This window comes from Bradyrhizobium sp. (genome assembly GCF_004799405.1).
Taxonomy (GTDB): Bacteria; Pseudomonadota; Alphaproteobacteria; order Rhizobiales; family Xanthobacteraceae; genus Bradyrhizobium.
On sequence record NZ_SSMW01000135.1, the window covers coordinates 76,436 to 95,000 of the forward strand.

The 18,565-nt window shown below is 63.1% G+C and carries 14 protein-coding genes, 1 pseudogene and 1 riboswitch; of the genes and pseudogenes, 8 read left to right on the top strand and 7 right to left on the bottom strand.

The genetic code is table 11. The features are described from left to right. Positions 1–71 precede the first annotated feature (71 nt). The 3 genes from E7813_RS21495 to E7813_RS21505 all read left to right on the top strand — a co-directional run bounded on the left by E7813_RS21495 (position 72) and on the right by E7813_RS21505 (position 2,179). Positions 72–788, top strand: coding sequence for a YdcF family protein (locus E7813_RS21495; protein WP_291577277.1), 717 nt, complete (start codon positions 72–74; stop codon positions 786–788). Between the two features lie 11 nt (positions 789–799). Continuing rightward, positions 800–1,573, top strand: coding sequence for a lysophospholipid acyltransferase family protein (locus E7813_RS21500; protein WP_291577278.1), 774 nt, complete (start codon positions 800–802; stop codon positions 1,571–1,573). 75 nt (positions 1,574–1,648) lie between these two features. After that, positions 1,649–2,179 carry a dihydrofolate reductase family protein gene (locus E7813_RS21505; protein ID WP_291577279.1) on the top strand — a complete coding sequence of 177 codons (531 nt, stop codon included), beginning with the start codon at positions 1,649–1,651 and terminating at the stop codon, positions 2,177–2,179. 76 nt (positions 2,180–2,255) lie between these two features. Here E7813_RS21505 and E7813_RS21510 read toward each other — a convergent pair whose 3' ends face one another. Then, positions 2,256–2,819 carry a gamma-glutamylcyclotransferase gene (locus tag E7813_RS21510; protein WP_291577280.1) on the bottom strand — a complete coding sequence of 188 codons (564 nt, stop codon included), beginning with the start codon at positions 2,817–2,819 and terminating at the stop codon, positions 2,256–2,258. A gap of 159 nt (positions 2,820–2,978) precedes the next feature. On the opposite strand from E7813_RS21510, the gene E7813_RS21515 reads away from it, so the two are divergent. Next, complete coding sequence (locus E7813_RS21515) at positions 2,979–4,175, top strand: DUF2125 domain-containing protein (RefSeq protein ID WP_291577281.1); 1,197 nt, start codon at positions 2,979–2,981, stop codon at positions 4,173–4,175. Positions 4,176–5,223: 1,048 nt separating this feature from the next. Here the strand turns inward: E7813_RS21515 and E7813_RS21520 are convergent. Genes E7813_RS21520 through E7813_RS21530 form a run of 3 tightly spaced genes read right to left on the bottom strand, consistent with a single transcriptional unit; the run spans position 5,224 to position 8,138 of the window. Next, positions 5,224–6,165, bottom strand: coding sequence for a prephenate/arogenate dehydrogenase family protein (locus E7813_RS21520; RefSeq protein ID WP_291577282.1), 942 nt, complete (start codon positions 6,163–6,165; stop codon positions 5,224–5,226). After that, positions 6,162–7,259, bottom strand: coding sequence for a histidinol-phosphate transaminase (locus E7813_RS21525; RefSeq protein WP_291577283.1), 1,098 nt, complete (start codon positions 7,257–7,259; stop codon positions 6,162–6,164). The genes E7813_RS21520 and E7813_RS21525 overlap by 4 nt, the downstream gene beginning before the upstream one ends. Positions 7,260–7,286: 27 nt before the next feature. Then, the gene (locus E7813_RS21530; protein ID WP_291577284.1) at positions 7,287–8,138 is read right to left on the bottom strand and encodes a chorismate mutase; all 852 of its coding nucleotides are present in this window, start codon (positions 8,136–8,138) and stop codon (positions 7,287–7,289) included. 141 nt (positions 8,139–8,279) lie between these two features. Beyond that, positions 8,280–8,359: riboswitch (SAM riboswitch) on the top strand. 66 nt (positions 8,360–8,425) lie between these two features. Here E7813_RS21530 and E7813_RS21535 point away from each other — a divergent pair. Beyond that, positions 8,426–9,628: a homoserine O-acetyltransferase gene (locus E7813_RS21535; protein WP_291577285.1), complete on the top strand. Its 1,203-nt coding sequence runs from the start codon at positions 8,426–8,428 to the stop codon at positions 9,626–9,628. A gap of 1 nt (position 9,629) precedes the next feature. Beyond that, positions 9,630–10,298 carry a methionine biosynthesis protein MetW gene (gene metW, locus E7813_RS21540; protein WP_291577286.1) on the top strand — a complete coding sequence of 223 codons (669 nt, stop codon included), beginning with the start codon at positions 9,630–9,632 and terminating at the stop codon, positions 10,296–10,298. A gap of 9 nt (positions 10,299–10,307) precedes the next feature. Here the strand turns inward: metW and E7813_RS21545 are convergent, their stop codons facing one another. Next, a complete protein-coding gene (locus E7813_RS21545) occupies positions 10,308–11,177 on the bottom strand; it encodes an alpha/beta hydrolase (protein WP_291577287.1) in 870 nt (289 codons plus the stop codon). Positions 11,178–11,435: 258 nt separating this feature from the next. Between E7813_RS21545 and E7813_RS21550 the strand changes: the two are divergent. Next, positions 11,436–12,132 (top strand): annotated as a pseudogene (locus E7813_RS21550) (TIGR02594 family protein). Between the two features lie 340 nt (positions 12,133–12,472). Continuing rightward, positions 12,473–15,112, top strand: coding sequence for an ATP-dependent chaperone ClpB (gene clpB, locus E7813_RS21555; protein WP_291577289.1), 2,640 nt, complete (start codon positions 12,473–12,475; stop codon positions 15,110–15,112). Positions 15,113–15,161: 49 nt separating this feature from the next. On the opposite strand, the gene E7813_RS21560 is transcribed toward clpB, so the two are convergent. After that, positions 15,162–15,785 (bottom strand): hypothetical protein, encoded by a 624-nt coding sequence (locus E7813_RS21560; RefSeq protein ID WP_291577290.1) that lies wholly within the window; start codon positions 15,783–15,785, stop codon positions 15,162–15,164. Positions 15,786–15,795: 10 nt separating this feature from the next. After that, positions 15,796–17,838, bottom strand: coding sequence for a M23 family metallopeptidase (locus E7813_RS21565; RefSeq protein WP_291577295.1), 2,043 nt, complete (start codon positions 17,836–17,838; stop codon positions 15,796–15,798). Between the last annotated feature and the right edge of the window lie 727 nt (positions 17,839–18,565).

Consider the following 18,565-nt stretch of genomic DNA (forward strand, 5'->3'; position numbering starts at 1 on the left):
GCCAAACCGGACTCTCGCTTCGCAGGAAAACGTTCTAGACTTGCCAAGGGAGAAAGGACCTGCCGCATCACATGAGTTTGGCGACCGACCAAAACCCGCCGGAAGCCTCCAGGCCGCGACGCGGCCGGCTGCGCGCAACGCTGGTTGCGGCGCTGGCGATCGTGTTTGTCGGGACGGCTGCCGGCTTTGCCGGATTCATCGCGCAATTGCGCGGCGCCGAGAGCAAGCCCGCCGGCCACGCCGACGGCATCGTGGTGCTTACGGGGGGTTCCTCGCGCGTCTCGGACGCGATGGAATTGCTGGCCGATGGCTACGGCAGGCGGCTGTTGATCTCGGGCGTGCGCCCGACCAACGGCGCCAGCGATATTTCCCGTTCGCTGTCCGACAACCAGTCGCTGCTGAGCTGCTGCGTCGATCTCGACCGTTCGGCGGTCAACACCCGGAGCAATGCCGCCGAAACGCGGCGCTGGGCGCACGAGCGCGGCTTCAAGTCGCTGATCGTGGTGACGTCGAACTACCATATGCCGCGGGCGATCGTCGAATTGTCGCACGCGATGCCCGACATCGAGCTGATTCCGTTCGCGGTGGTCGCCGACAAATGGCGCGACGAGCCGTGGTGGACCAATGGCGCGACCGTGCGGCTGCTGCTATCGGAATATGTCAAATACGTCGCCGCCGAAGTGCGGGTGCGTCTGGCCGATGTCGGCCTGGACCTCGTGCCCGAGTTCGCGGAGCAGCCGACCGGTTCGCTGCCGACGCACCGGCCGGCGACGGCAGAAGCCAACTGATCGGATTTTCGATGGTTTCGATTTTCTTGCGTTCGCTCGCCTACAATGTGCTGTTCTATGCGCTTTTGGTGTTCTGGATCCTGGTTGCGCTTCCGACCTACCTGATGCCGCCGCGGGCCTTCATGGCGATCGCCAAGGCATGGTCGCGCAGCAGCGTCTGGCTGATGCGGGTGGTCTGCAACACCAGGCTCGAATGCCGCGGGCTTGAGAAAATTCCGGCCGGACCGCTGATCGTCGCCTCCAAGCATCAGTCGATGTGGGAAACCTTCGCCCTGATGCAATTCTTCGATGCGCCGCTGTTCATCTACAAGCGCGAACTGGCCTGGATTCCCTTTTTCGGCTGGTATCTGCTGAAATCGAAAATGATCGGCGTCGACCGCAGCGGCGGCATGCGCTCGCTGATGGAAATGGCGCGGCGGGCGCCGAAGGAAATCCGCAGCGGCCGGCAGCTGATCATTTTCCCCGAAGGCACCCGCCGGCCGGTCGGCGCGCCGCCGAACTACATGACGGGCGTCGGCCAGATCTACGTCAACAGCGGCGTGCCTTGCCTGCCCGTGGCGCTGAATTCCGGACTGTTCTGGCCGCGCCGCACCTTCATGCGCTATCCCGGCACGCTGGTGGTCGAATTTCTCGATCCCTTGCCATCAGGCCTTGCGCGCCGCGATTTCATCGCGCGGCTTGAGGAAGCGATCGAAGACGCCACCAACCGGCTGGTCGAGGCCGCGCGAGCGGAGCAGGCGCAATTGTTCGGCCGCGTGCCGAGTCGGGCGAAGGCGGAGGGGTAGGGCGTTTCTTGTCGTCACTTCGGCGTAACGGCGGCTTGAGCTATTCTGAAGACCCTTGGGTGGAGATTTTGCAGCATGGCGAAGGTCGTCTTTGCAATGAACCAGTCCTTGGACGGCTACGTCGACCACACGGCATTTGCGCCTGGTCCGGTGCTGTTTCGTCACTTCATCGAGCACGTGCGCGAGCTGACGGGCAGTGTGTACGGCCGCCGCATGTACGAGGTCATGCGCATCTGGGACGAAGACCTTCCCGAGTGGGGCGCGGAAGAGCGCGACTTCGCGGCGGCCTGGCGGCGGCAACCGAAGTGGGTCGTGTCGCGCTCGTTGAAGTCGGTCGGTCCCAACGCCACGCTTGTTTCGGATGACATCGAGGCGGTGATACGCGGGCTGAAGGATCGACTCGTCGGGGAGATTGATGCCGCCGGACCGGACCTGGCGCGAAGCCTGACCGACCTTGGTCTTATTGATGAGTATCGACTCTACCTCCATCCAGTCGTACTGGGCCGCGGCAAGCCGTTCTTCGCCGGCCCCCGGCCATCGCTCCGCCTTGTGACCAGCGATCCAATTGGCGAGGACGTGTTCAGGCTGACGTACGTTCCTGCTTGATCGCGCGACTTGCTCGACGGACTACGCGGATGCGTCATTGCAGAAGGGATCGTCACCCTTCCACGGGAGGGCGAAGTCACCGACGCAGCGGTGTCTCATCGTGCAGCATCATCGCCAACTGATGCAGTGGCCCGTCGCGAAAACCTTCCGCCTCGATCGCCTTGACGGTGGCGAGGACATAGTCGCGGTTGACGCCGGACTGGCCGTGTCCCTGCCGCACGTGACGTAGTTGCTCGGCCGGAGACAGCCGCCCGGCATATTGCACATGGCCGCGATCGACCACGTAAGTGAGCGCGCTGACGCGCTGGCGCGCATCGTTCTCCAGCCACACCGACCGCATCACTTCGCGATAGACCGAAGTCACCTGTTCGCGCTCGCGCAAGTAAGCCACGGTGGCGGCGCGATGCTTTTCCGCGACCCGGAACGCGATGCCGCGGCAGGCGCCGCCGCGGTCGAGGCCGAGCACGAGACCCGGCTTCTCAGGTGTCCCGCGATGCACGAAAGAATAGACGCAGAGCGCGCGGTGCTCGCCGATCAACAGCGCCTGGACCCGCTCGATGAATTCGAAGCCCGGCCGCCACATCAGCGAGCCGTAGCCGAACACCCAGAGGTCGCCCGGTGATGCTATTGCTTCAGACATGATTTTCGCTGACATCGGCTAGCACGGCTAGCAGAGTTTTGCGGCCGATGAAAACCCGTTAACCTTTGGGCGCGTGCGAGTCTTGTGTTCAAGTCCTCGTGCTCAAGTTCGGGTAAATGCACCGCTTTATTGACAAAATCCTCAGGTCTAGGTCGCCTCATGCCCGAAATAACCCCCGCGCCGCGCCGGCGCCCGCTGTGGCGCCTGTTCATCATGCCCGTCTTGCTCGTGATCGCCGCTGTGGCGTGGAGCGCGTTCTGGTTCTATGCCGCCTCCCAGGTCGACGCCAAGGCCGACGCCTGGCGGGCGCGGGAGGCGAAATCCGGCCGGGTCTATGATTGTACGAAACGGACCGTCGCCGGCTTCCCGTTCCGCCTCGAAGTGCGTTGCGACGGCGCCAGCGTCGCTTTGGTGTCGCAGACCGCGGGGCAGGCGGCGACGCAAACGCCTGTTACGGCAAAGCTCGGCGAAATCCTGGTGGTGGCGCAGGTCTACGATCCCAAGCTTTTGATCGCGGAATTCACCGCACCGGCCCTGATCGCCGATCGCAATCCTGAGCATTCGATGGTCGTGAACTGGAGCAAGGCCCGCAGCAGCGTGGTCGGCCTGCCGGCCATCCCGCAGCGCGCCTCGATCGTGTTCGACGACCCTTCGGTCGACCGCATCAACGGGCCGGTGCAGACTCCGCTGGCGCGCGCCAAACACATCGAGCTGCACGGCCGTCTCGCCGAAGGCTCCGTATCGGATCATCCCGTGATCGAAACCGTGCTGCAGATCGCGCAAGGCAGCGTGCAGGAAGTGCATCCGCTGCTGGTGCAGCCGTTCGATGTCGACATGCGGGCGATGCTGACGGGCCTGAAGGATCTTTCGCCGAAACCCTGGCCGCAGCGGTTCAAGGAAATCCAGGCCGCCGGCGGCCATGTCGAGATCGTGGCGTCGCGGTTTGGGCAAGGCGACCTGATCGCGGTCGCCGCCGGTACGCTCGGGCTTTCCGCCAACGGCCGTCTCGACGGCGAGCTGCAGATGACGGTGGCCGGCATCGAGAAGGTGATACCGGCGCTGGGAATCGACAAAATGCTGGACGAAGGCGTGCCGCAGTCGACGCTGGACCGCGTCGCGCCCGGCGTCAAAAGCCAGGATGTCAGCAACCTGCTCGGCGCGCTGGACAGGGCGATTCCGGGGCTCGGCAAGGCGGTCAAGCGGAACGTCAACACCGGCCTTGCCGCCGGCGTCAACGCGCTCGGCAAGGAGGCCATGCTTGAGGGGCGAAAGGCCCGCGCCTTCCCGCTGCGTTTTGTCGACGGCGCGGTGTTCCTCGGCCCGCTGAAGGTCGGACAGACGCCGCCGCTGTTTTGAGAACGCGCTCCGACGTCATCCCCGCGCAACGGCTTTGCCGTTGTCGCTGGAGGTGCGCGCGCTTGCGCGCCTCGAAGGATGGCCGCATGCACCGAACCAGTCATCCTTCGAGGCTCGCCAAGAGGGCTCGCACCTCAGGATAACGCATTCCGTCCGGGCTATGGCGTTGCGTTGTCACGATAATTTCTGTTTATCAGAATATCGCTTGACCCCATCGAAATTTCGGATTATACGATTCGCTGTCCCGTCCCCTTAAGGGGCGTATCGCGATCGTCACGGACGCGGGGCGGGATGCGGTGGACGCCGATGGCGCGCTGACGAACGCGCTCAAGGCGGACGGCGAAGTCGTGTGGTCCTGACACCCCGACGCTGGTGTCAAGTTGGCGGAAGGCAACTTTCGCTGGCGACGGTGGCAAACGAGCCCGGTCACCGGGGAGAGCGCGGAGGAAACCGTTAAAACCACTCGTGTGCGGGAATGCCGGGATGATCCGGTGGACCTGTGGTGACTGTTACCGGCATGGCTTGTTTTTCTGCCTGCCCTGCCCTGCCCTGCCGGGCTGCGGGTGCATCGTGCGCCCGGCATTCCCCACGCCCTTTGCTGGGCGAAAATAACTGCAAAGCCCGGACGAATCGCGCCGCGGGAACGCGGAAGTGTGTCTTGTTCCGCGCTGTTTGAGAATCGAAATCTGGGCACGCGCGAACGCGCGTTACCTCTCCCCTTGTGGGAGAGGTCGGATCGCATCGACAACGTCGAGACGATCCGGGTGAGGGGTTACGCTCTATCGATAGACCTGAACCCCTCACCCCAACCCTCTCCCACATCGAAGTCGGATATATCCGACTTCGACAATTTGAAATGCCCAACTCGGATAAACCCGAGTTGGGTGGGAGAGGGAGCACACCGTCATCGCTGAAACGTTGTGCGTCGTCCCTGCGAAAGCAGGGACCCATAGCCACCGGCGCCAATTGTTGCGCGAACTGCAGCCACTTGTTTCTAACGGATAGATCACGCCGTATGGGTCCCGGCTCGGAGGCCGGGACGACGGATTTATTCCGCCTTCTTCCCCAGTTGCGCGTGAGGACGGCCGAAGTCGGGGGCGGCGGAATCCTGGCCGATCTCGACGATGCCGCGGCGGATGGCGCGGGTGCGGGCGAAATGCTCGAACAGCGCTTCGCCGTCGCCGCGGCGGATCGCGCGGGTCAGCTTGGAAAGATCCTCGTTGAAGGTGCCGAGCATTTCCAGCACCGCGTCCTTGTTGGTCAGGAACACGTCGCGCCACATGATCGGGTCGGATGCGGCGATGCGCGTGAAGTCGCGAAAGCCGCCGGCGGAGAACTTCAGCACTTCGGATTGCGTGACCCCTTCAAGCTCATCCGCCGTGCCTACGATTGTATAGGCGATCAGGTGCGGCAGATGGCTGGTGATGGCGAGCACGAGGTCATGGTGGTCCGGCGTCATGATCTCGACCCTGGCGCCGAGTGCTGCCCAGAACCCGCGCAGCTTCTCGACCGCGTCCGGGTCGGTGCCTTCGGGCGGAGTGAGGATGCACCAGCGGTTGATGAACAGTTCGGCGAAACCGGAATCGGGACCGGAATGCTCGGTGCCGGCGACCGGGTGCGCCGGCACGAAATGCGCAGCCCTGGGCAAATGCAGCGCCATGTCCCGCACCACCGCGCCCTTGACCGAACCGACATCGGAGACGATGGCGCCGGGCTTGAGATGACCGGCGATTTCCTGCGCCACCGGGCCGCAGGCGCCGACCGGGATGCAGAGGATGACGAGGTCGGCGTCTGCTACGGCCTCCGCATTGGTCTCGACCACGGCATCGACGATGCCAAGCTCCGACACCCGCGCGCGGGTCTTGGCCGAATGCGCGGTGGCGACGATTTGTTTCGCCAGTCCCTGCACCCGCGCGGCGCGCGCGATCGAGCCGCCGATCAGGCCGAAGCCGATCAGCGCGATCTTGTCGAATGGCGGCGCCGCGTTCACTGGCCCGCCATGAAGTCGCGCAGGCCGTCGCGCACCAGGAGGTTGGCTTCCTCGGTGCCGATGGTCATGCGCAGCGAATGCGGCAGGCCGTAATTGTTCAGCGCGCGCAGCACCAGGCCGCGTTTGGTCAGGAAGGCGTCGGCATCGGCCGAGGTCTTGCCTTTGGCTTGCGGGAAATGGATCAGGATGAAATTCGCCACGCTCGGCGTCACCTTGAGGCCGAGTTTTGTCACCTCATCGGTTAGCCACTTGATCCATTTTTCAGTGTGCACCTTCGACATCTGCTGATGCGCGGTATCCTCGATCGCGGCCACCGCCGCCAGCATCGCCGGGGTCGAGACGTTGAAGGGACCACGGATGCGATTGACGGCATCGACGATATTGGCCGGCCCGAACATCCAGCCGACCCGCAAGCTTGCGAGGCCGTGGATTTTCGAGAAGGTGTGGGTCATCACGGTGTTGTCGGTGGTCGCCACCAGTTCGATGCCGATTTCATAATCGTTACGCGACACGTAGTCGGAATAGGCGGCGTCGATCACCAGCAGCACATGCGCGGGCAATCCGGCGCGCAGCCGCTTGACCTCGTCGAACGGCAGATAGGTTCCGGTCGGGTTGTTCGGATTGGCCAGCCACACCAGCTTGGTGCGCGGCGAGACCAGTTTGAGGATCGCATCGACGTCGGCGGTGAAGTTGGTTTCCGGCGCAACCACGTTGGTAGCCCCGTTCGCCATGGTCGCGATCGGATAGACCAGAAAGCCGTGGGCAGTGGAGATCGCCTCGTCGCCGCGGGCGAGGTACGTGTGCGCCAGCAGATTGAGGATTTCGTCGGAGCCGGCGCCGCAGATGATGCGGTCGGGGTCGAGCCCATAGGCGCGGCCGATCGCCTCGCGCAGCACCCGCGAGGTGCCTTCCGGATAGTCCTCCAGATGCGCCGCGGCGTCCTGGTAGGCCGCCTTGGCCTTCGGCGAGGGGCCGAACGGGGTCTCGTTGGCCGACAGCTTGAACACCTTGCGGCCCGGCTCCGGCACCGGGCTCTTGCCGGGCGTGTAGGGCGCAATATCGAGAATGCCGGGGTTCGGCACGGGTCGGGACATCTTGAAACTCCGAAAGGAACGGGGCTTTCAGGGCTTGGTCGCCCCGTTCGGGGGCACCGTATAGCGCGTTGCATGGCTGCCGACGAGAGCCGACGAGCGTACCGACGCACCGGCTTCGATCAGGGCCGATTTGATCTTTTCGAGGCTGCTCGAGGCCGCAATCGACACCAGCAGCGCCGCCCCGTCGAAGGCGGTATCGGGCACCGCGACGATCTCCGCCAGCGGCGACAGCGCGCGGGCGATCTCGGCGTTCCAGCCGGACACCCGCACGCTCCAGGTCTCGACTTCGGTCACCATGGCGCTGTCGGCGACGCGCGAGACCACGAACACTGGAAGGGCTGCGGGATGGTCGGCGCGTTCGACGAACGGCAATCGCGCGGTGATCTTCGGCGCGCCGTCGGCCTCCAGCGCGATCCACCACGGGGTGCGGCTGGAGGTCGCCGAGACCAGCGCCAGGTCGCCCTTCGACCTTGCCACCGCCTCGACCGCGGCCGGCGCGCTGAAGTGCGAGACGTAGGGAACGGTGAATCCAAAATGAAACCGCGCCGAATCCCGCATCGCGGATTCGCCGAGCGAAATGTCGGCATGCACCGAAAACGGCGCCTGTACGTAAGTGAACGTCGAAATGATGACGCGCCAGATGCTCTCGACGGTGTCGAGCGGCAGGATGCCGCGGTGGCGTATCACCAGCCGGCGCATCATGTCGGCCTCGCGGGCCGGGCGGAACGCGGAGCCGACCTCCTGGGTCTGCTTCACCTGGATCAGCCGGTCGATGATGTCGCCACGCGCCATCAGCAGGCTGTGGACCTGCTGGTCGATGGCGTCGATCTCTTTGCGCAGCACCTCGAGCGAGGGCGGAGCAGGGGGCGGTTTGGCCATGCGGGAAACCTGGCGGAAGCCTGTCGGCACCCGTTCTCTCTCATGGTTGGAGACGGCGCAAGTGCGCGACCTCCTCAAGAGCCTCGGCCTTAGGTTAACGGCCGGCCTGCCTTGACGAAAAGCCCGCTCAGGACTAGTATTACCTTACTCCGTGGTCATTTGAGCCGGCCGGCTTGCAGCCACGTTAAACAACTCGCTAAACAGGCCGGGGACAGAAGTGATCCCGGCCGAACCTATGTTCAGGCCGGGTTTTTTATGGCCTGATGTCCAGTGGTCCGTGAGATCAAATGGTAAACGTGCAGTCGATACCGAGCCCGGCGATCCATAGCGAGGAGCGCGCGCATGAGGCCGACCATCCGAGTTCGCACGTCGCCCTGTTCGGCGCCGAGCAGCCGCTGAAGCTCGATTGCGGCATCGACCTGTCGCCATTCCAGATCGCCTATCAGACCTACGGCCAGCTCAACGCGGAGCGTTCCAACGCCATTTTGATCTTCCACGCGCTGACCGGCGACCAGCATGTCGCCAACATCCACCCGGTGACCGGCAAGCTCGGCTGGTGGGAAACCATGGTCGGTCCCGGCCGGCCGCTCGACACCGACCGCTACTTCATCATTTGCTCCAATGTGATCGGCGGCTGCATGGGTTCGACCGGGCCGGCCTCGACCAATCCCGCCACCGGCAAGGTCTGGGGGCTGGATTTTCCGATCATCACCATTCCCGACATGGTGCGCGCGCAGGCGATGCTGATCGACCGCCTCGGCATCGACACGCTGTTCTGCGCGGTCGGGGGCTCGATGGGCGGCATGCAGGCGCTGCAATGGACCGCCGCCTATCCGACCCGGGTGTTCTCGGCGCTGCCGGTAGCCTGCAGCACGCGGCATTCGGCGCAGAACATCGCGTTCCATGAACTGGGGCGGCAGGCCGTGATGGCCGATCCGGACTGGCGCGGTGGCCGCTATTTCGAGCAGGGCACCGATCCGCATCGCGGCCTCGGCGTGGCGCGGATGGCCGCGCATATCACCTACCTGTCGGACGCCGCGTTGCATCGCAAGTTCGGGCGGCGGATGCAGGACCGCGATCTGCCGACGTTTTCGTTCGACGCGGATTTCCAGGTCGAGAGCTATTTGCGCTACCAGGGCTCGTCCTTCGTCGAGCGGTTCGATGCCAACAGCTATCTCTATCTGACCCGGGCGATGGATTATTTCGACATTGCCGCGGACCATGACGGCGTGCTGGCCGAAGCATTTCGCGGCATTCAGACCCGGCTTTGCGTGGTGTCGTTCACGTCGGACTGGCTGTTTCCGACCTCGGAATCGCGCGCCATCGTGCATGCGCTCAACGCCAGCGGCGCGCGGGTGTCGTTCGCGGAGATCGAGACCGACCGTGGCCACGATGCCTTCCTGCTCGATGTTCCCGAATTCTTCGACATCTCCCGCGCTTTCCTGGAATCCGCCGGCGCCGCGCGCGGCCTGACCAGGAATGGTGGCTGAGATGAGCGTGCAGCAACAGGCTCTGCCATTGAGCGGGTTCGCATCGCCGGATACCGGGCGTTATCGCGGCGACCATCTGCTGGTGGCGGAGATGGTCGAGCGCGGCTCCAAGGTTCTGGACGTCGGCTGCGGCGACGGCGACCTGCTGCTATTGCTTGAAAGCCGCGGCATCGACGGGCGCGGCATCGAGCTTTCGCGCGAGGGCGTCAATCACTGCGTCGCCAAGGGCCTTGCGGTGGTGCAGGGCGACGCCGACACCGACCTCGTCAATTACCCCGATGACGCCTTCGACTACGTGATCCTGTCGCAAACCCTGCAGGCGACGCGGCGGCCGCGCCTGGTGCTGGAAAATCTGCTGCGGATCGGGCGCCGCGCCATCGTGTCATTTCCCAATTTCGGTTTCTGGAAAATGCGGCTGCAATTGCTGGTCGGCGGCCACATGCCGCGCACCGAAAATCTGCCGGCGACCTGGTACGACACCCCGAACATTCATTTTTGCACCATCAAGGATTTCGTGCAGTTGTGCGACGAGATCAATGTCAAGATGGAGCGCGCGGTCGCGCTCGATCTTTACGGCCGCCCGCTGCGGCTCAACGCGCCGTGGTGGTTCTGGAACATGTTCGGCGAGCAGGGTGTATTTTTGTTGAGCCGCGCGGAGAAGGGCCGGTAATCCCGGTTGTCAGGTCTGCTCCTTGAGCGAGCGCGGGTCGCGCACCGGCCAGCGGCCGGCTTCGACCAACGCGATGAAGCGCTCGACCATTTCGTTGAACAGGGCCGGCTCCTCCAGATTGAGCACGTGGCCGGCTTTCGGAAACAAGGCGAGCCCGGATGCGGGCAGATGCTTCTTGAGAAACAGGCTGGGTTCAATGCAGTTGTCATCCTCGTCGCCGCAGATGATCAGGGTCGGTGTCGGGACTTTGCGGATCGCCTCGGTCATGGTGTAGATCGAAGGACGGCCACCCTGAAAGCTGCGCATGGTGTTGGCGGAGCCTTTGGAATCATGCCGCGCCAGCGATGCGTAGAAATCCGCGTGTCCGCGCGGGTCCTTTAACATGAACGAAATCCGGCTCGGCGCCTCGCGCGTGACCTTGGCGACTTCGGCGGCGCCAATCGTCTCGAACTGTTCGGCATTGGCCTGACATTGCTTGCGGAAGGCCTCGAGATTTTCGAGGCTCGAGCCTGAGCCGACGGCAGCCAGCGTCAGCGACAGCGCGCGCTCCGGCGCGTTCAGGCCGATCTGCAGCGAAGAATAGGAGCCCATCGACAGGCCGATGAAATGCGCTTTGGCGATCTTGAGATGATCGAGCACGGCGAGCGCATCAGTGTAGAAACGCTTGTAGGTATAGACGTCAGCCGATGGCGGAACATCCGATGGCGTATAGCCGCGTGCTGAATAGGCGATGCAGCGGTGCCCGCGTGAAAAATACCGCATCTGCGGTTCCCAATTGGTGTGGTCGGCCGCGAATTCATGCAGGAAGATGATCGGCGTTCCGCTGCCGGCCTCCTCGAAATAAAGGCGGACGTTGTCGCTCGCGACGGCATAGGGCATTTGCTGTTCCTTCTTATTGGGCCGAGCTCGAAAATCGCAGTTAATGCTCGCGGCTGCAATGAGGCGGCATCGATTCTTTTTCGTCACGAAATGATCGCGCAATGACCCCGAAACTGATCTTGCGCTGCCGCATCGCGTCTTGCTCTCGCCACACCGAAACTTGCATACCGCAGCGGATGCCGGTCTTCAGCGCGTTTCATTTCTGCCGAACGCGCTTGCGGCCGACGGGGAATGTGGGGGTGTCACAGAGGATAGAGTATGGTTCAGTTGGTTGCGTTTCGCCGGTCGCTTCGCGTTGTTGTGGCGCTGGCATTGTGTTTGGTGGCAATCGTCGCATCGGCCACCTCGGCTTCGGCAAGGTCTCACCACGGCGCAGGGCGGCACGCTCACACGCGTCACCTCGGCCATTACATCAGACGGCATCACATTCATCGCCACTATCGGCATATCGTGTATCGCCACTATCGCCACTATCGGCACATCGTGCGCGGGTCGCGCTGGGAGCGTGGCGTGGCGCAAATCCAGGCGCACGGTTTTGCCGACAGCAATGCCAGCATTGCCTCGGGCTCTGCCCCGCGCGGCCCGGCGGCGGCAAGCGGTTTCAACTCATCCGATGTCGTCGCCGAAGCGCGCCGTTACATCGGTGGCAATCCCACCGGCCGCCGCAGCCTGTGGTGCGCGCGGTTCATGAACATGGTTCTTGAGCGGTCCGGTCATCACGGCACCGGCTCGGATATGGCCAGTTCGTTCGCCGGCTACGGTCAGCGCGTGGCCGGCCCGCAGATCGGCGCCATCGCGGTGATGGGACGGCGCGGCGGCGGCCATGTCGGCGTGGTCAGCGGTATCGACGCCGCCGGGCAATCCGATCCTGGTCTCCGGCAACAACCGCAACCGCGTCGTGGAAGCGCCGGTTTCGCGCGGCCGGATCTACGCCTACGTCATGCCGGCGGGCTGATCGTTACCCGGTCGCCGGCGGCAATGTCGCCGCCGGCGATCATTTCGGCGTTCCGGGGTGAGGCCTTGACGGGATAGCGATAAATACCGTCGATCCGGGTAGTCTGGACGCGGCATCCGGCTTGTTGGGAGATTCCCCGCCCGTGCGCTACCGCCGCGGAAATTCCAAACCGGGCCTCTTCCGTTCCGGGAACCCGATGCCCACATTTGCGTCAACCCGGCGTGACCGCCGGCGACGACCGCTGCCGGTTGAGGAATGTCAATGCGGCCCCGCGGAAACCCAATGAAGATGCTGCATCCGTGCCTTCGGGGCGGAGCGGTAGGCTGAGGGAAATCAAACGATGAATATTGAAAAATACACCGAACGTGCACGCGGTTTTATCCAGTCGGCGCAATCGCTGGCGCAACGCGACGGCCACCAGCAGTTCTCGCCGCTGCACATGCTTAAAGTGCTGCTGGACGACAGCGAAGGTCTCGCCGGCGGTCTGATCGACCGTGCCGGAGGTAATTCGCGCGCGATCCTGAAAGCGACCGAAGACGCGCTCAACAAATTGCCCAAAGTGTCGGGAAGCGGTGCCGGGCAGGTCTATCTTGCGCCGGAACTGGCGCGTGCGTTCGACGCGGCGGAAAAGTCGGCCGAGAAAGCCGGCGATAGTTTTGTTACCGTCGAGCGGTTGCTGCTCGGGCTGACGCTCGAAAAGGACAGTGACGCCGGCGGCATCTTGAGAAAGGGCGGCGTCACGCCGCAGAATCTCAATGCCGCGATCGAAGCCCTGCGCAAGGGCCGTACCGCCGACAGCGCCACGGCTGAGAACGCCTTTGACGCGCTAAAGAAGTATTCCCGCGACCTCACCCAAGCGGCGCGCGACGGCAAGCTCGACCCTGTGATCGGTCGCGACGAGGAAATCCGCCGCACCATTCAGGTGCTGTCCCGCCGCACCAAGAACAATCCGGTACTGATCGGCGAGCCCGGGGTCGGCAAGACCGCGATCGTCGAAGGCCTGGCGCTGCGGATTCTCAACGGCGACGTGCCGGAGAGCCTCAAGGACAAGAAGCTCTTGGCGCTCGATCTCGGTGCGCTGATTGCAGGCGCGAAATATCGCGGCGAGTTCGAGGAGCGGCTGAAAGCCGTGCTGCAGGAAGTGACCTCGGCCGAGGGCAGCATCATCCTGTTCATCGACGAGATGCACACGCTGATCGGTGCCGGCAAGGCCGACGGCGCGATGGATGCGTCCAACCTGCTGAAACCGGCGCTGGCGCGCGGCGAACTGCATTGCATCGGTGCGACCACGCTCGACGAGTATCGCAAGCACGTCGAAAAGGACGCGGCACTGGCACGCCGGTTCCAGCCGATCTTTGTCTCCGAGCCCACCGTCGAGGATACCATCTCGATCCTGCGCGGCCTGAAGGACAAATATGAGCAGCACCACGGCGTGCGCATCACCGATTCGGCGCTGGTGGCGGCGACCACTCTGTCGAACCGCTACATCACCGACAGATTTTTGCCCGACAAGGCGATCGACCTGATGGACGAAGCCGCGGCGCGGCTGAAGATGCAGGTCGATTCCAAGCCGGAAGAGCTCGATTCGATGGATCGGGAAATCATCCGGCTCAAGATCGAACAGGAAGCACTGAAGAAGGAGCATGACGCCGGCTCGAAAAGCCGGCTGCAGACGCTGGAAAAGGAACTCGCCGATCTCGAAAAGAACTCGGCCGACCTGACCTCGCGCTGGAGCGCGGAGAAGAACAAGCTGTCGAATGCGCAGAAGCTGAAGAGCGAACTCGACGGCCTGCGTGTTGAACTCGCCAACGCGCAGCGCCGCGGCGAATATCAGCGCGCGGGCGAACTGGCCTATGGCCGGATCCCCGAGCTTGAGAAGAAACTTGCCGAGATCGAGGCCAAGGAAAACAACGGCGAGATGATGGAGGAAGCCGTCACGGCCAATCATATCGCGCAGGTGGTATCGCGCTGGACCGGCGTGCCGGTCGACAAGATGCTCGAAGGCGAGAAGGACAAGCTGTTGCGGATGGAAGACAGTCTCGGCCAGCGCGTGGTCGGCCAGGCCGAGGCCGTGCATGCGGTCGCGACCGCCGTTCGCCGTTCGCGCGCAGGACTGCAGGATCCGAACCGCCCGATGGGCTCGTTCATGTTCCTGGGCCCGACCGGAGTCGGCAAGACCGAACTGACCAAGGCGTTGGCGGAATATCTGTTCAACGACGAAACCGCCATGGTGCGCCTCGACATGTCCGAATACATGGAGAAGCATTCGGTATCGCGGCTGATCGGCGCGCCTCCCGGCTATGTCGGCTATGACGAGGGCGGCGCGCTCACCGAAGCGGTGCGGCGGCGGCCTTATCAGGTGGTGCTGTTCGACGAGATCGAAAAAGCGCATCCCGACGTGTTCAACGTGTTGTTGCAGGTGCTCGATGATGGCCGCCTCACCGACGGTCAGGGCCGCACGGTGGATTTCCGCAACACGCTGATCATCATGACGTCGAATCTCGGATCGGAATTCCTGGTCAACCAGCCCGAAGGCGAGGATACGTCGGCGGTGCGCGAGCAGGTCATGGGCACCGTGCGTGCGCATTTCCGTCCCGAGTTTCTCAACCGCGTCGATGAGATCATCCTGTTCCATCGCCTGCAGAAGAGCGAGATGGGCCGGATCGTCGAGATCCAGTTCGGCCGGCTGCAAAGGCTGCTGGAGGAACGCAAGATCGAACTCACGCTCGATGCCTCAGCCCGCGACTGGCTGGCGGCCAAGGGCTGGGATCCCGCCTATGGCGCGCGGCCGCTGAAGCGGGTGATCCAGCGCGAAGTTCAGGATCCTCTGGCGGAGATGATCCTTGCCGGCGATGTGGTGGACGGCGATCGGATTGCGATTTCAACAGAAGGCAATGTGCTGACCTTCAACGGCAATGCGCCGCAGACTGCCGAAATCGCGCAGTTCGAGGCGCCGGTACCGAAACGGAAATTGCACTGAGGTTATTCCACCCGTTAGCGAGAATACCGCCGTCGGAGGGGACTCGCAGTCAGGCCGTTCTGGGCGCGTTCGCTAGCAGATTTCGTGCGAACGAAGCATCAGATTTCGTGAGGTAGCCAAGACGCGTCGTTTGAGTCGATGTCCCGCGCCAGAACAAAACCCCCAGCGGCGCGAGCAAAAGCGCGAGGAGGATCGAAGTCAGCCATCCTTTCGTCTTTGTGATCTCTGCGCTTTCGACAAACGTCGGATAGCCGAGGATCATCGCAGTCAGATCGACGGCTTTCTCTTCGTGCTGGAGCGGATGCCCGATCGAAAACAGTACGACGTGAGAAAGTTCGTGCGCAAAGCCAGCCACGACCCAACCGAATGGTTTGGTTTCAACCAGATCGCGGCGCACGTTGACAATCACTCGTGTATTTCGGAATTCGCGCGTTCCATATGATGGCATGCGCTTCGGCGTCTCGATCCACATCGGTGCCGAAGGTTTAGTTGAATCCACGATCCGCAAGCCCACGCTTAGATCGAGCCGCATCGAATTCTTGATCCAACCCAGCATGGCTGGATAGTCCTTGCGGTCATACAACGTTCGCAACATTGTAGGATCGATCGGAGGCGTGGCTGATCCGAGGCTGCGCAGCAGTTGGACAAGGTGATTGCGGACGAGCTCACTCACCCGCAGGGCTTCAGCGATTGCTGACCTGCCGCAACGGCGTGCCGGTGGCTTCCGTTATGCGGGCGCCGCCGCGATTGCTCATCTGGGCATCGAGGCGGTCGCGCTCCTTCTCGAAGTTCGTCAACAGCGGTCCCTCGAGCGAGCGGCCGCGCGGCAGTTTGATGCGCATCGGATCGACGAAGCGGCCGTTGACCATGATTTCATAATGGACGTGGGCGCCGGTCGATTGCCCGGTTGAACCGACGAAACCGATCACCTGGCCCTGCCGCACCCGCTTGCCGGGCTCCATTCCCTTGGCAAACGCCGACATATGCCCGTAGGCGGTTTCATAGCCGTTGTTGTGCTTGAGCTTGACGTAGTTTCCGTAGCCGCCTTCCCGGCCGGCGATTTCGACGACGCCGTTGCCGGAGGCGAAGATCGGCGTGCCATAGGGTGCCGCCCAGTCGACGCCGGTATGCATCTTCACATAGCCGAGGATCGGATGGCGGCGGCTGCCGAAACCCGATCGCATGATCGCGTTGCCGACGGGCTTGCGCACCAGGAACTTCTTCGCGCTCTTGCCGGTCTCGTCGTAGTAATCGACGACCGCATCGTCGGGGGTCTGGAAGCGATAATATTTCTTGGTCTCGCCGCCGACGGTGAGGGCGGCGTACAGCACCTCGTTTTTCTCGGTGATGGTCGAGCCTTCGTCCTCGCCGGCATAGAACACATCGAACGAATCGCCCGGCTGCACCTTGCGCTGGAAGTCGACGTCGTAGGAATAGATGCGCACCATGTCTTCGATGATCGACGACGGCACCTTGTTGCGGAGCGCGGTCTCGTAGATGCTTTGGTAGAGCCGCACGCCGCTGCCGTCATCATCATCGTCATCGTCGCTGGTGTCGGCGGTCTCGGTGACGGTGTTCATGCTCTGCACGTCGACGGCGACATATTTGCCGAGGTCGGACAATGCGGCCACCGCTTCGACGGCGGATTCGTTGGCGACGATCACGCGGTAGGGCTGTAGCCGCAGGCCGGGACCTGCCGGCGCCATCAGGATGCGCAGCTTCTCGCCTTCCTTCAGTCCGCCGTCGCGGCCGCGGACACCGAGCGTAGCGGCGATTGATTTCGCCTCCTCGGGGGTCGCACCCTGGTCGCGCATGATCGATATGACGGTATCGCCTTTCTTGACGACATGAATGCGTTCGTTGGATGGATTGCCGCCGGTGGTCTGGTCCTTTGTCTTTGGCAGCAGTGTCACGTTTTCCGGGACCACCCGGGTTTCAAACCCGGCATAGGGGTCGGCGGCGGTACCCTCGGCGGCGTAGGCCATTTTGAGATCGGGCTGCGCGCCGCCGGCATCGGCCGTCGCATTGGCCAGGGTGTAACGCACGCCGCCGTTGTTGCTGCGCCAATTCGATGCGTCGCGGACGCGCAGCAGAATCTCGTCGAGCGCGACAACCGCGGCGATTTTCGCCTTTGGCAGGATCGGCGCGAGATCCTTGGTCACGAACGAAACCTCGGCATCCGGTTCGACGGCGTTCGGATCGTCGGGGTTGGCCGGGGCGGCGGAGCCGACATCCGTCAGCATGCGCTGCGCGTTGAACGGCGGGATCTTGGCGCTGAGATCGCTGGTCGCCATCGAAAGGTTGCCGGAGATGCGGATAAACGGCCGCACCCGCATCACGTCGCGGTTGCCGACCCGGGTGACGGTCGAAACCCGCACCACGTTGCGGGAGGCGGTCGATTCGCCGGGCGGCGGCAGCCGGTCGCCTTTGTGCAAACTCGCGCTCTTGTCGCTGGCGCCGAACGCGCCGCGTAGCGCGCCTTCGACCCGTTCCGGGACCTTGGCAAACGTCATTTCGCCGTCGAGCGACGCAAAAACGGCGCCGCCGATGAGAGCCGCGCCGCACAGGCCAGTCAGGATGGTGCCGCTAAACCATTGCACGGAAACGCGGCGGCGATCGATCACCGCGGCCTCTGAGCCATCGACGGAAAGTGGCGGCTCATGACCAAGATCAATGATCCCGGTCTCGCGCCCGTAGCCTCCCCCGCGTGACGTGCCGTGGCTCAAACCACCGTCCCCCGAAATTCCATCAGCATTCGACAAGACGTGCTTTCATCCTTGTCCCGCGTTCCCCCTTCAAGGGGAGATCCGAAAAACAAGGCGTGCCGCTTGAATGTCCGGGAATCGAAGGCCTAAACACCGGCCGGAATCACGAACATCAATGGCGTGCAAATCTCTCGATGTTTCCAGGAACCGGCGACGGATTAAGATCGTCGATCCCTAAGGTAGAGGAGCGCCGGCAGCCCCCCTTGGCGCCCGGCGATTCAGTGCTTACGTAACAGTCAGAACGTCGCAGGATTGTGGCTCAAGTACGGCGCGAAGTCTTTTAAAAACGGGACTTCTTTGCAGTGCGAGATTCCCGCAGCGATGCGACGATTTGTTGACATCAACCGTTGACAATGCCGATTGGGCAGGCTTATAAACCGCCCACTGAGCGCGGCGCTGTCTTGGCCCTTGGCCAAGGCATGTTTTCGTGCCCGTGAAGCTCCTCACTAAGATGAGTGAATCAACAGCCGATACCCATCGGTTGTCATTTGCCGTCGAATGAGGTCTTCGCAACCCTTCCAGAAATGGAAGTGGGGTCTTGAGGGCCCCGGGCTGTTTGACAAGTGAAGATGAAGAAAGAGAAACGTGGACGGCGGAGTCCTTGCGAGTCTCGATTACTTGAAGACGCAAGTTTTCAGGTGTTGAGGCTGGACGAAAGACTTCGGCGGTACACGTTTACATAGGTTAC

Bases quoted from the DNA above. Each gene is read 5' to 3' on its own strand.
- E7813_RS21495 (WP_291577277.1), top strand. From the start codon at position 72: ATGAGTTTGGCGACCGACCAAAACCCGCCGGAAGCCTCCAGGCCGCGA.
- E7813_RS21500 (WP_291577278.1), top strand. From the start codon at position 800: ATGGTTTCGATTTTCTTGCGTTCGCTCGCCTACAATGTGCTGTTCTAT.
- E7813_RS21505 (WP_291577279.1), top strand. From the start codon at position 1,649: ATGGCGAAGGTCGTCTTTGCAATGAACCAGTCCTTGGACGGCTACGTC.
- E7813_RS21510 (WP_291577280.1), bottom strand. From the start codon at position 2,819: ATGTCTGAAGCAATAGCATCACCGGGCGACCTCTGGGTGTTCGGCTAC.
- E7813_RS21515 (WP_291577281.1), top strand. From the start codon at position 2,979: ATGCCCGAAATAACCCCCGCGCCGCGCCGGCGCCCGCTGTGGCGCCTG.
- E7813_RS21525 (WP_291577283.1), bottom strand. From the start codon at position 7,259: ATGTCCCGACCCGTGCCGAACCCCGGCATTCTCGATATTGCGCCCTAC.
- E7813_RS21530 (WP_291577284.1), bottom strand. From the start codon at position 8,138: ATGGCCAAACCGCCCCCTGCTCCGCCCTCGCTCGAGGTGCTGCGCAAA.
- E7813_RS21535 (WP_291577285.1), top strand. From the start codon at position 8,426: ATGGTAAACGTGCAGTCGATACCGAGCCCGGCGATCCATAGCGAGGAG.
- metW (WP_291577286.1), top strand. From the start codon at position 9,630: ATGAGCGTGCAGCAACAGGCTCTGCCATTGAGCGGGTTCGCATCGCCG.
- E7813_RS21545 (WP_291577287.1), bottom strand. From the start codon at position 11,177: ATGCCCTATGCCGTCGCGAGCGACAACGTCCGCCTTTATTTCGAGGAG.
- clpB (WP_291577289.1), top strand. From the start codon at position 12,473: ATGAATATTGAAAAATACACCGAACGTGCACGCGGTTTTATCCAGTCG.